Consider the following 12608-nt stretch of genomic DNA (forward strand, 5'->3'; position numbering starts at 1 on the left):
GCGTCATTCCGGGGCCGCGCAGCGGAACCCGGAATCCAGCGCGCCGACGCCCCAAGGCGGGGCACGAGCCACGCGTATTTCCGCCTCGGTTACCACTCTGGGATCCGGGTTCCGCTGCGCGGCCCCGGAATGATGGGGCGCACGGGGTGGCCACAAGGAGACGCAGGCTGAGGCCTGAGGGCTGCAGGCCATCCCCCACCGTCGTCATCCCGGAACGGCGTCCAAGCGAAGCGACGGACGCCGTATCCGGGATCCATGCCTCAACGGACGTCGTCCGGCGCCACGATGGAGAAGACGGCGCCGGTTCTGCAGCGCGCCCCGGAGATGGACGACGGACGGCGACGGTTCAGCACCGGATCGCGTGTCACGGCCGGCGAGGCATGGATCCCGGACACGGGCCGTCTCGCTTCGCTCGGCGCCGCGTTCCGGGATGACGAAAGGCAGGACGGAGCGCGTCCGCAAGCGCCCCCTAAGCCGCCTTCTCCGCCAGCCGCGCCAGCTGCGTCATCACCACGGCGGCACCCGCCAGCCGCTTCTCCGGGTTCGGCCAGTCGCGGATGAAGACGACTCCCTGGTCGGGGCGGATCTTCGCCATCGAGCCCTGTTCGGCGATCATCCTCACCAGCCCGGCGGGGTCGGCGAAGGTCTTGTCGCGGAACTGGACGACGATGCCCTTGGGGCCGGCGTCGAGCTTCTCGACATTGGCCTTGCGGCAGAGCGCCTTGATGTAGACGATCTTCAGCAGGTGCTGCACCTCGTCGGGCAGCGGGCCGAAGCGGTCGATCAGTTCGGCGCCGAAACTGTCGATCTCGGCGATGGTCTCGAGGTCGGCCAGGCGCCGGTAGAGGGCGAGGCGGAGCTGCAGGTCGGGGACGTAGGCCTCGGGGATCATGACCGCAGTGCCCACGGTGATCTGCGGCGACCAGGAGCCGTCCGAGACCTCGCCGGTGCCGCGGATCTCGGCCACGGCCTCCTCCAGCATCTGCTGGTAGAGCTCGAAGCCGACCTCCTTGATGTGGCCCGACTGCTCCTCGCCGAGCAGATTGCCGGCGCCGCGGATGTCGAGGTCGTGGCTGGCGAGCTGGAAGCCGGCGCCCAGCGTGTCGAGGCTCTGCAGCACCTTCAGCCGCCGCTCGGCGGTCTGGGTCAGCGTCCGCTTGGCCGGCAGCGTGAACAGCGCGTAGGCGCGCAGCTTGGAGCGGCCGACGCGGCCGCGCAGCTGGTAGAGCTGGGCCAGGCCGAACATGTCGGCGCGGTGGACGATCAGCGTGTTGGCGGTGGGGATGTCGAGGCCGGATTCGACGATCGTGGTCGAGAGCAGCACGTCGTACTTGCCGTCGTAGAAGGCGTTCATGATGTCGTCGAGCTCGCCCGGCGCGATCTGGCCGTGGGCGGTGGCGAATCTCAGCTCTGGCACGTGTTCCTTGAGGAAGTCGCCCACCTCCTGCAGGTCGGCGATGCGCGGCACGACGTAGAAGCTCTGGCCGCCGCGATAGCGCTCGCGCAAGAGCGTCTCGCGGATGACCAGCGGGTCGAAGGGCGAGATGAAGGTGCGCACCGCCATGCGGTCGACCGGCGCGGTGGTGATCAGCGACAGTTCGCGCACGCCGGTGAGCGCCAGCTGCAGCGTGCGCGGGATGGGGGTGGCCGAGAGCGTCAGCACGTGGACGTCGCTCTTCAGGTCCTTCAGCCGCTCCTTGTGCTTGACGCCGAAATGCTGCTCCTCGTCGATGATCAGAAGGCCGAGATGCTTGAAGCTGATGGCGGTGCCGAGCAGCGCATGGGTGCCGACGACGATGTCGACCGTGCCGTCGGCGAGCCCCTTCTTGGTTTCGGCGAGCTCCTTGGCGCCAACGAGGCGCGAGGCCTGGCGCACCGTCACCGGCAGGCCGGCAAAGCGCTGCGAGAAGGTCTTGAAGTGCTGGCGCGCAAGCAGGGTCGTCGGCACCACCACGGCCACCTGCACGCCCTCCATGGCGGCGAGGAAGGCGGCGCGCAGCGCGACCTCGGTCTTGCCGAAGCCGACGTCGCCGCAGATCAGCCGGTCCATCGGCCGGCCGAGGCCGAGATCGTCGATGACGGCGTCGATGGCCGCCTGCTGGTCCTCGGTCTCCTCGTAGGGGAAGCGCGCAGCGAATTCGCCATAGAGCCCCTCCGGCGGGTGGAAGGCCGGGGCGCCGCGCATCTGGCGTTCGGCGGCGATGCGGATCAGGTCGCCGGCCATGTCGAGCAGGCGCTTCTTCAGCTTGGCCTTGCGCGACTGCCAGGCGCCGCCGCCGAGCCTGTCGAGCGGCGTGTCGGCGGCGTCCGAACCGTAGCGCGACAGGAGGTCGATGTTTTCGACCGGCAGGAACAGGCGTCCGTCGCCGGCATAGTGGATCTCGAGGCAATCATGCGGCGCGCCCGCCGCCTCGATGGTGCGCAGACCGATGAAGCGGCCGATGCCGTGGTCGGCATGGACGATGATGTCGCCGGCGGCCAGCGACGCGAGTTCCGAGATGAAGTCGGAGGCCTTCTTGCGCTTGGCGCGGCGCACCAGCCGGTCGCCGAGGATGTCTTGCTCGCCGATCACGACCATGCGGTCGGTCTCGAAGCCGGTTTCCAGTGGCAGCACGGCGATGCCGGTCTTGCCGGGCGCGAGCTTCTCCAGCTCGTCGAGGCGCGAAACCCGCGTCATGCCGCCGAGGCCGTGCTCGGCGAGGATCTGGCCGAGGCGGTCGAGCGAGCCTTCCGTCCAGCCGGCGACCAGCGTCCTGCGGCCCGCGGCGCGGAGGTCGGCGATGTGGCGCACCGCGTGGTCGAAGACGTTGGCGTTGGGGTCGGCACGGACGGCGGCGAAGGAACGGCCGGCGCGCGACTTCGCCTTCAGGATCGCCTTGCCGTCGGCCGGCGGCGCATCGAAGGGCGACAGATCGGCGATCAGCCGCTCGCCGGCCGCCGCGCGGACGGATTCGGGGGCGAGGTAGAGCCGGTCGGGCGGGGTGGGGTTGTAGGGCGTCGAATCGCCGAGGCCCTTGCCCGAGGCCTGGCGCTTGCGGGAATCGTAGTGGTCGAGGATCAGCGTGTGGCGCTCGGCCATCGACTCCTGCGCCAGCGCATCGAACACCACCGGGCCGTCGGGCACGTAGTCGAAGACGGTGTCGAGGCTCTCGTAGAAGAAGGGCAGCCAGTGCTCCATGCCGGAGAATCTGCGGCCCTCGGAGATGGCGACATAGAGCGCGTCGTCGCGCGAGGGCGCGCCGAAGGTCTCGATGTAGTTGCGGCGGAAGCGGCTGATGGTTTCCGGCGTCAGCGTCACCTCGCTCGCCGCCTGCAGGGTCATGGCGGGGCACTGGCTGGTGGTGCGCTGGGTGGCGGGATCGAAGGCGCGGATCGATTCCAGCGTGTCGCCGAAGAAATCGAGCCGGAGCGGCTCGGCCCAGCCCGGTGCGAAGAGATCGAGGATGCCACCGCGCACGGCATAGTCGCCGACGTCGCGCACGGTGCCGACGCGGTCGAAGCCGCCGGTCTCGAGCCTGGCCACCAGCGCCTTCATGTCGACCTGGTTGCCGGGCCGGACCGAGACCGACTGCGCGGAAAGGAGTGCGGCCGGCGGCACCTTCTGGAGGATGGCGTTGACGGTGGTGAGGATGATGGCGCGGTGCGGCTTCTCCTTCAGCGCGATCATGGCCGACAGCGCGTCGAGCCGGCGGGCTGCGGCATCGGCGCCGGGGGAGACGCGGTCGTAGGGCAGGCAGTCCCAGGCGGGAAGCTCCAGCACCGGCAGGCCGGGTGCGGCGAAGGCCAGTGCCTCGACGAGGGCCGGGATGCGCTGGCCGTCGCGCGCCACATAGAGCAGCGGGCCGTCGCCCGCCGCCTCGCGCGCGATCTCAGCCAGCACGAAGGCCTCATAGCCGTCGGCCACGCCGCCGATGACGACGGAGCCCGTGCGGCCCGGTTTCAGCCCGAGGGAATCGATCAAGCTCATGGAATCGATATCGTCAGAAGGGCATCACCTGGCGGAATGCCCGGATCCTGCGGAAAAGGTCTGTGTCGTACCGGTCGGGCACCGGCGTCTCGCCGGTGAGCCATTTCAGGAAATCGCCGTCCAGGATGTCGAGCATCGTCTCGAACTCGTCGAGTTCGGCAGCGCTCATACCGTCGAGGCTGGCGGCCGCGAAGGTGCCGAGCAGGAGGTCCATCTCGCGCATGCCGCGATGCTGGGCGCGGTAGAGCGCCTTCTTGCGCCGGATGCCGAGAGGTCCGCTGCTGGTCATCGTCACGATCTTCGCCTGCCTGGTTCGGATGCGCATATAGAACGGAACGGCGCCAGTGTCAGCCTTGCAGCGACAGCGCAGGCGGATAAGGTGCGCGCGTGTCACGCTATCGCTCCCCTTGCGCCCGGTCCGGGCCTGCCGGCCCCTTCCCCGCCTGCCCGAAACCGGCCGGAGGCTGACGCATGCGCCCGTCGCTGCTCGACCCGCTGTTTGCGCCGGCCACTTCGCTCGAGGGCGTCGGGCCGAAGGTCTGCGCGCTTCTGGAGAAGGTGACGCCGGCCGACATCGCCGAGCGCGAGCTCCGGGTCGGCGACCTCCTCTTCGTGCTGCCGCATTCGCTGATCGACCGGCGTAACCGGCCAGAGATCGCGTTCGCCGCCGAGGGCGCGATCGTGACGCTGGAGGTGACGATCGACCGGCACCAGCCGCCGCCGCGCGGCAAGGGCAGCAATCCCTACCGGGTCTTCGCCTTCGACGAGACCGGCGAAATGGCGCTCACCTTCTTCCATGCCAAGGGGACCTGGCTGGAGAACGCCCTGCCCGTCGGCGCGCGCATGCTGGTCAGCGGCCGGATGGAATGGTTCAACGGCCGGCCGTCGATGGTCCATCCCGACCACATGGTGCCGGCCGACAAGGCAGGCGACCTGCCGCTGGTCGAGCCGGTCTATCCGCTGACGGCTGGCCTGTCGTCGCGCGTGCTGCGGCGCATCCTCGCCCAGGCGCTCGCCCGGCTGCCGGCGCTGCCGGAATGGCAGGATGCGGAACTGATGCGGCGGCAGTCCTTCCCCGATGTCGCCGGCGCGCTGAAGCGCCTGCACGAGCCGGCCGACGCGCTCGACGTCTCGCTCGACAATCCGGCACGGCGGCGGCTGGCCTATGACGAGCTGCTGGCCGGGCAATTGTCGCTGGCGCTGGTGCGCGCGCGCATCCGCCGCCTCTCCGGCCGGCCGCTCGCGGGCGACGGCCGCTACGTGGCGGCGATCCGCAGCGCCCTGCCCTATGCGCTGACCGGCAGCCAGGAGCAGGCCGTGGCCGAGATCGACGCCGACCTCGCGCGGCCCGATCGCATGCTGCGGCTGCTGCAGGGCGACGTCGGCGCCGGCAAGACGGTGGTGGCGCTGATGGCCATGGCGCGGGCGGCGGAGGCCGGCGGCCAGTCGGCGCTGATGGCGCCGACGGAAATCCTCGCACGACAGCATCTTGCCACCATCGCCCCGCTGGCGGCGAAGGCCGGGCTCGTGGCGCGCGTGCTGACCGGCCGCGAAAAGGGCCGCGAGCGCGCCGAGATTCTCGCCGGCATCGCCGACGGCTCGATCCACTTCGTCATTGGCACGCATGCGCTGTTCCAGGACAGCGTCGTCTATCGCAACCTCGTGCTCGCCATCGTCGACGAGCAGCACCGCTTCGGCGTGCACCAGCGGCTCGCGATCACCGCCAAGGGCGACGCGCCCGACATGCTGGTGATGACAGCGACGCCGATCCCGCGCACGCTGGTGCTCTCGGCCTTCGGCGACATGGACGTCTCGCGACTGACCGAGAAGCCCGCAGGACGGCGGCCGATCCAGACGGTGACGCTGCCGGTCGAACGGCTGTCGGATCTTGTCGAGCGCATCGGCAAGGCGGTGCGGGAGGGACAGAAGGCCTACTGGATCTGCCCTCTGGTGGAGGAGTCCGAAGAGGTCAAGCTGATGTCGGCCGAGGATCGGGCGAAGTCGCTGCGCGAGGTCTTCGGGCCGCTGGTCGGCCTCGTGCACGGGCGCATGAAGGCGGCCGAAAAGGACGAGGCGATGCGCGCCTTCAAGGCCGGCGAGACCAGGATTCTCGTCGCCACCACGGTCGTGGAGGTGGGCGTCGACGTGCCGGATGCCACCATCATCGTGATCGAGCACGCCGAGCGCTTCGGCCTGGCGCAGCTGCACCAGCTGCGCGGCCGCGTCGGGCGCGGCGACCAGGCCTCGACCTGCGTGCTGCTCTACGAAGGTCCGCTCGGCGAGACCGCCAAGCGCCGGCTGTCGGTGCTGCGCGAGACCGAGGACGGCTTCGTGATCTCGGAGGAGGACCTGAAGCTGCGCGGCGAAGGCGAGCTGCTCGGCACGCGCCAGTCGGGGACGCCGGGTTTCCAGGTGGCGCGGCTCGAGGCGCATGGCGACCTCCTGGAGATCGCCCGCAGCGATGCGCGCCTGATGCTGGAACGCGATCCCGATCTCGTGTCGCCGCGCGGCGAGGCGCTCAGGCTGCTGCTCTACGTCTTCGGACGCGACGAGGCGGTGCGGCTGCTGCGCGCCGGCTGAGCCGCGGCCGCGGCGCTCACTCGGCCGCCGACAGCCGTTCGGCCTTCGCCGCCTTCGCCAGTTCGGCGGTCTTCTTCTGGTAGTCCGGCGTGACGAGGCCCGCGGAAATGATCAGCTTGGCCGCCTCCTCGACCGACATCGACAGTTCGATGACGTCGGTGCGCGGCACATACATCAGAAAGCCCGTCGTCGGGTTGGGCGTCGACGGCAGGAACACGGCGATGGTCTCGCTCGCCGGCTCCTCAAGCCTGTGGTTCACCTCGGACTGCCGCTCGGACGAGACGAAGACGATCGACCACAGGCCGCGGCGCGGGTATTCGATGAGCGCGACCTTCTTGAAGACCTCGGACTTGTTCGACAGCACCGTCTCGAAGATCTGCTTCAGCGCCTTGTAGAGGCTGCGCACCAGCGGCGTGCGGTCGAGCAGGCTCTCGCCATAGGAGACGATCGACCGGCCGATGAAGTTGGCGGTGAGGAAGCCGACCATGGTGATGATGATGAGCGCAACGATCAGGCCGAAACCCGGGACCGCAAATGGCAGGTAGTAGTCGGGATTGTAGCGCGCCGGGATGTAGGGCTTCACCCAGGAATCGACCCAGCCGACGAACGACCAGGCGATGTAGGCCGTGATCGCCAGCGGCGCGCAGACGACGAAGCCGGTCAGGAAATAGTTCCTGATCCGCATCATTCCTCGGCTTTTCGGATGGTCGGACATGGCTTGGATTCCGGAGCGGGAGCCTCACCATAGATAGGGCAACGCGACGGATTTATGAATGTCAAATCATGCAGTCGACTGCGATTTTGCCGATCGGCCGCCGGTCATTCGACCGTGACCGACTTGGCAAGGTTGCGCGGCTGGTCGACGTCGGTGCCCATGAAGACGGCGGTGAAATAGGCCAGCATCTGGATGGGCAGGGCGTAGACGATCGGCGCGATGATCTCGGGCACGTCCGGCATGATGATCGTCTCGAAGGCGTTGATCGAGGCTCGGCGCGCGCCTTCCTGATCGGTGATCAGGATGATCTTGCCGCCGCGGGCCGCCACCTCCTGCATGTTCGACACGGTCTTGTCGAAGATGCGGTCGTGCGGGGCAATCACGATCACCGGCATGTCGCGGTCGATCAGCGCGATCGGCCCGTGCTTCAGCTCGCCGGCCGCATAGCCTTCGGCATGGATATAGGAAATCTCCTTCAGCTTCAGCGCACCTTCCATGGCGAGCGGAAAGCTGGTGTCGCGGCCAAGATAGAGCACGTGGCGGTACTGCGAGAGCTTGCGCGCCACGCGGTCGATCTGCTCCTCGAGCTTCAGCGCCATGCGCACGAAGCGCGGCGCCTCCGACAGTTCGCGCACCATGCGCTTTTCGTCCTCGGCCGTGATCGTGCCGCGCTCGCGGCCGGCGCGAACCGCCAGCGAGGCCAGCACGGACAGCTGGCTGGTGAAGGCCTTGGTGGAGGCAACGCCGATCTCGGGGCCGGCAAGCGTCGGGAAGATGCAGTCGGCCTCGCGGGCGATGGTCGATTCCTGAACGTTGACGATGGCGCCGATCGAGATGCCCTGCGAGCGGCAGTAGCGCAGCGAGGCCAGGGTATCGGCCGTCTCGCCCGACTGCGACACGAAGAAGGCGGCGCTGGCCTTGGGCATCGGCATCTCGCGGTAGCGGAACTCCGAGGCGATGTCGATGTCGACGGGCAGGCGGGCGTAGCGCTCGAACCAGTATTTCGACACCAGTCCGGCGAGATAGGCCGTGCCGCAGGCCGAGATGGCGATCCGGTCGAGCTTTGCGAAGTCGAACGGCAGCGCCTCGCGCCGCGCCCTGCCCTCGGCGAAGTCGAGATAATGCGACAGGGTGTGCGAGATCGTCTCCGGCTGTTCGTGGATCTCCTTTTCCATGAAGTGCCGGTGATTGCCCTTGTCGACCAGGAAGGCCGTGCCGACCGACTGCTGCATGCGCCGCTCGACCGGTTTGCCCTCCATGTCGAAGATCTTCACGCCGCCCCGGCGCACGACCACCCAGTCGCCGTCCTCCAGATAGGTGACGGAATTGGTGAAGGGCGACAGCGCGATGGCGTCGGAGCCCAGATACATCTCGCCCTTGCCGTGGCCGACGGCCAGCGGCGGGCCGGAGCGGGCGCCGACGATCAGGTCCTCGTCGCCGCGGAAGAGGATGGCCAGCGCAAACGCGCCCTGCAGCCGCTTCAGCGCGTTGTGCGCGGCCTTCTCGGGCGCCTCGCCGCGGTCAAGTTCGCGGGAGACGAGATGCGCCACCACTTCGGTGTCGGTCTGCGAGACGAAGTCGTAGCCGTCCGCCTTCAGTTCGTCGCGAAGCTCGGCGAAGTTCTCGATGATGCCGTTGTGGACGACCGCGACGTCCTTGCCGAAATGCGGATGCGCGTTGGTCTCGTTGGGCACGCCGTGGGTCGCCCAGCGCGTATGGCCGATGCCGATCAGGCCCGCCAGCGGCTCGGCCTTCAGCCGGTTCTCCAGGTTGACCAGCTTGCCTTCGGCGCGGCGGCGGTCGAGCCGCCCATGCTCGATCGTGGCGACGCCCGCCGAATCATAGCCGCGATACTCGAGGCGCTTCAGCGCGTCGACGATCAACGGAGCGACCGGCGTCGAGCCGACGATTGCAACAATGCCGCACATATTCCAGCCCCCGGGGATTCGCGCCGTCCGATGACGCCGATGCTTAGACGTTCGATGGACGAACGGAACTAAATTTTCGTTTCAGAACCTTACGTTGTGGCCCCGCCCGGCAGGGCGGAGGTGGTGCCCGACGATACCCCCCTCTGCCCTGCCGCGCAGGCTCACCCCTTCGAGCCGCCGCCGCGGCGCTCCTTCTCGGCCTTGTAGAGGGCGCGCAGCACCGGAGCGCGGCCGGGCTTGACCTCCTGACGGGCGCGGCCGAAGGCCAGGCCGTCGTCGGGCACGTCCTTCGTGATCACGCTGCCGGACGCCACATAGGCGCGGTCGCCGATGCGGACCGGCGCGACCAGCGACGAGTTGGAGCCGATGAAGGCGCCGGCGCCGATCTTGGTGCGGTCCTTGGTATAACCGTTATAGTTGCAGGTGATGGTGCCCGCGCCGATGTTGGCCTCGGCGCCGACGGTGGCGTCGCCGATATAGGTCAGGTGGTTGATCTTGGCGCCGGCCTGGACGTCGGCCTCCTTGACCTCGCAGAAATTGCCGACCTTGGCTTTCTCGGCCAGCCGCGCGCCGGGCCTCAGCCGGGCGAAGGGACCGACCTCGCAATCCTCGCCCACGGTCGCGCCCTCCAGATGCGAGAAGGCACGGATGCGGGCGTTGCCGGCGACCGTCACCTTCGGACCGAAGACGACGTTGGGCTCGACGATGGTGTCGACGCCGATCTGGGTGTCATGGCTGAAATGCACCGTCTCCGGCGCCATCAGCGTGACGCCAGACAGCATCATGGCGCGGCGGCGGCGCGCCTGCCAGATCGCCTCGGCCTCGGCGAGTTCGGCGCGGTTGTTGATGCCGAGCACGTTCTCGTAGGGCGCTTCCGTCGCCACCACCGGCAGCCCGCGGCCGCGCGCGATCTCGACGATGTCGGTCAGGTAATACTCGCCCTTGGCATTGGCGTTGCCGACCGCGTCGAGCAGCGACAGCGCGTGCGCGCCGGCGATCGCCATCAGCCCGCCATTGCAGAAGGTGATCTTCCGCTCCTCGTCGGTGCAGTCGCGCTCCTCGCGGATCGCCACAAGCGCGCCGTCCTGCTCGATCAGGCGGCCGTAGCCGGCGGGACTGGCCGTGCGGAAGCCGATCACGGCGACGGCCACGCCCTCGGCCAGCTTCGACCGCGCCGTTTCCAGTGCAGCGGGCTCGATCAGCGGCGTGTCGCCGAACATCACCAGCACGTCGTCATGACCGCGCGCGATGGCCTCGCGCGCCGCCAGCACCGCATGCGCGGTCCCGAGCCGCTCGGACTGAAGATAGACGCCGGCGCCCGGCGCACGCGCCTCGACCGCCCTGCCAACCGCCTCGGCGCCGTGGCCGACCACGACTGCGAGCGCGCCGCTGCCGGCGGCTGCGGCCGCATCGATGACGTGGCAGACCAGCGGCAGGCCGGCGACGGCATGCAGGACTTTCGGCAGCGCGCTCTTCATGCGCGTGCCCTCGCCGGCGGCCAGGATGACGGAAAGACAGCTGCGTGCGCTCATGATGCGTATCATCCCAAGGCCGACGTCGGCCCATTGTTCGAAACCGCCGACGTCTCTATCACCGCTGCCCAGCCAATCCAATCGCCGCCCGGCGCGGAGAGCCCGCCTTGCTGAACCCCATCGGACGCCAGAGTGCCGCCATCGCCGTGATGGTGCTGACGCCGCTGTTCTTCTCCACGAACCTGATCTTCGGGCGCGGGGTCATCGGCGAGGTGGCGCCCTTCACGCTGGCCTTCCTGCGCTGGGGCGCGGTGGCGCTGGCGCTCGCGCCCTTCGTTCTCGCCGACCGCACGGCCGCGCTGCGGCTGATTCGCGGCCATGCCGGGTTCCTGGCACTTCTCGGCCTGCTCGGCATGTGGATCTGCGGCGCGCTGGTGTATCTCGCGCTGCAGCGCACGACCGCCACCAACGGGACGCTGATCTACACCACCTCGCCCGTCTTCATCATCCTGATCGACGCGGTCGCGAATCGCCGCCGCATCGGCCTGCGCGCGGCGGCCGGATCGGTGCTGGCGCTCGCCGGCATCGCCATGATCGTGCTGCGCGGGGAGCTTTCGGCGCTGCTGGCGCTCGATCTCAACGATGGCGACCTGATCTTCGTCTGCGCCGCGATCGCCTGGGCGGTCTATTCGCTGATGCTGCGCTCGCCGCGCGTCACCGGCGTGTCCAATCTCGCGCTGCTGCCGCTGATCGCTGCGGCCGGGGCGCTGCTGCTCGCGCCCTTCGCGGCCTTCGAATACCTCACCGGCGCGCCGATGCCGGCGACGGGCAGCGCCTGGGGCGGCATCGCCGGCATCGTCGCCTTCGCGTCGCTGGCGGCCTTCCTCGGCTTCCAGTTCGGCATCCGCCGGCTCGGCGCGCCGGTGGCGGGCGTGTTCATGTACCTGATGCCGCCCTATGGCGTGGGGCTGGCAGTGCTGTTTCTCGGCGAGACCTTCCACGCCTACCACGCGGCAGGCATCGTGCTTGTCTGCGGCGGGGTCATTCTCGCCACCCTGCCTGCCACATGGCTGCCGGGACGGCGCTGATCAGCCGAGCGTGCCGAGGATCGGGAAGGTCTCGAGCAGCCAGAAGGATGCGGTCTGGATTCCGCCGGTCAGGAACAGGATGCCCGCGACGACGAGCAGCCCGCCCATCACCTTCTCGACCCGGCCGAGATGCACCCGGAAGCGCGACAGGAAACGCATGAAGGCGGCGGAAAACAGCGCGGCGATCAGGAAAGGAATGCCGAGCCCCAGCGAATAGGCGGCGAGCAGCGCCGCGCCCTCGCCCACCGTCTCGCGCCCGCCGGCGAGCGTCAGGATCGGACCGAGCACCGGGCCGATGCAGGGCGTCCAGCCGAAGGCGAAGGCGAGGCCCATCAGGTAGGCGGCGATGCCGCCCGCCGGCCTCCCGCCGGCCTGAAAGCGCGCCTCGCGCGACAGGAGCGGGATGCGGATCACGCCGAGGAAGTTGAGCCCCATCAGGATGATCAGCAGGCCGGCGACGACCGCCAGTTCCTGCTGGTACGCCCGCAGCAGCCCGCCAATGGTGGAGGCGCCGGCGCCGAGCGCGACGAAGACGGTGGAGAAGCCGAGCACGAAGGCCACCGACGCGCCGATCAGCGCGAAGCGCGTGGTCCGGTCCTCGGCCTTCGCGCCCTCGCCGCGGAAATCGTCGACCGAGACGCCGGCCATGTAGCAGAGATAGGGCGGCACCAGCGGCAGGACGCAGGGCGACAGGAAGGAGATCGCCCCCGCCCCCACCGCGCTCACATAGCCGACATCGATCGCCATTGGCCTCGCCCCGTCCGGTTCAGTACCGCCGAGGGGCGGCTATAGACCGCTCACGCCGTATCGGCCAATCACCCTTGCGTGGGCATTTTGTCCCGCCGCCTGCGGCTTCAT

Annotated in this window: 8 protein-coding genes; 2 read left to right on the forward strand and 6 right to left on the reverse strand. The window is 69.1% G+C overall.

All coding sequences use genetic code 11. From position 1 onward, the window contains the following. Window positions 1–469: 469 nt before the first annotated feature. Window positions 470–3967, reverse strand: a complete 3498-nt coding sequence (mfd, locus tag N1F91_RS03550) for a transcription-repair coupling factor (protein WP_289990362.1) — start codon at window positions 3965–3967, stop codon at window positions 470–472. A gap of 13 nt (window positions 3968–3980) precedes the next feature. After that, window positions 3981–4256 (reverse strand): succinate dehydrogenase assembly factor 2, encoded by a 276-nt coding sequence (locus N1F91_RS03555; protein ID WP_289990363.1) that lies wholly within the window; start codon window positions 4254–4256, stop codon window positions 3981–3983. A gap of 182 nt (window positions 4257–4438) precedes the next feature. Here N1F91_RS03555 and recG point away from each other — a divergent pair, with 182 nt between their 5' ends. After that, complete coding sequence (gene recG, locus N1F91_RS03560) at window positions 4439–6547, forward strand: ATP-dependent DNA helicase RecG (protein WP_289990364.1); 2109 nt, start codon at window positions 4439–4441, stop codon at window positions 6545–6547. A 16-nt stretch (window positions 6548–6563) separates the two neighbouring features. On the opposite strand, the gene N1F91_RS03565 is transcribed toward recG, so the two are convergent. From N1F91_RS03565 to glmU, 3 genes are all read right to left on the reverse strand, one after another. Then, the gene (locus tag N1F91_RS03565) at window positions 6564–7235 is read right to left on the reverse strand and encodes a DUF502 domain-containing protein (RefSeq protein ID WP_289990365.1); all 672 of its coding nucleotides are present in this window, start codon (window positions 7233–7235) and stop codon (window positions 6564–6566) included. A gap of 131 nt (window positions 7236–7366) precedes the next feature. Further along, window positions 7367–9190, reverse strand: coding sequence for a glutamine--fructose-6-phosphate transaminase (isomerizing) (gene glmS, locus N1F91_RS03570; RefSeq protein WP_289990366.1), 1824 nt, complete (start codon window positions 9188–9190; stop codon window positions 7367–7369). A 161-nt stretch (window positions 9191–9351) separates the two neighbouring features. Then, complete coding sequence (gene glmU, locus N1F91_RS03575; RefSeq protein ID WP_289990367.1) at window positions 9352–10722, reverse strand: bifunctional UDP-N-acetylglucosamine diphosphorylase/glucosamine-1-phosphate N-acetyltransferase GlmU; 1371 nt, start codon at window positions 10720–10722, stop codon at window positions 9352–9354. 107 nt (window positions 10723–10829) lie between these two features. Between glmU and N1F91_RS03580 the strand changes: the two genes are divergently transcribed. After that, a complete protein-coding gene (locus N1F91_RS03580) occupies window positions 10830–11750 on the forward strand; it encodes a DMT family transporter (protein ID WP_289990368.1) in 921 nt (306 codons plus the stop codon). Here the strand turns inward: N1F91_RS03580 and N1F91_RS03585 are convergent, their stop codons facing one another. Then, a complete protein-coding gene (locus tag N1F91_RS03585) occupies window positions 11751–12497 on the reverse strand; it encodes a cytochrome c biogenesis CcdA family protein (protein WP_289990369.1) in 747 nt (248 codons plus the stop codon). Window positions 12498–12608 lie beyond the last annotated feature (111 nt).

The organism is Aquibium sp. ELW1220, from assembly GCF_030398385.1.
Classification (GTDB): Bacteria; Pseudomonadota; Alphaproteobacteria; order Rhizobiales; family Rhizobiaceae; genus Aquibium.

Coding starts and splice junctions, on each gene's coding strand:
- mfd (WP_289990362.1), bottom strand. CDS start 3,967: ATGAGCTTGATCGATTCCCTCGGGCTGAAACCGGGCCGCACGGGCTCC.
- N1F91_RS03555 (WP_289990363.1), bottom strand. CDS start 4,256: ATGACCAGCAGCGGACCTCTCGGCATCCGGCGCAAGAAGGCGCTCTAC.
- recG (WP_289990364.1), top strand. CDS start 4,439: ATGCGCCCGTCGCTGCTCGACCCGCTGTTTGCGCCGGCCACTTCGCTC.
- N1F91_RS03565 (WP_289990365.1), bottom strand. CDS start 7,235: ATGATGCGGATCAGGAACTATTTCCTGACCGGCTTCGTCGTCTGCGCG.
- glmS (WP_289990366.1), bottom strand. CDS start 9,190: ATGTGCGGCATTGTTGCAATCGTCGGCTCGACGCCGGTCGCTCCGTTG.
- glmU (WP_289990367.1), bottom strand. CDS start 10,722: ATGAGCGCACGCAGCTGTCTTTCCGTCATCCTGGCCGCCGGCGAGGGC.
- N1F91_RS03585 (WP_289990369.1), bottom strand. CDS start 12,497: ATGGCGATCGATGTCGGCTATGTGAGCGCGGTGGGGGCGGGGGCGATC.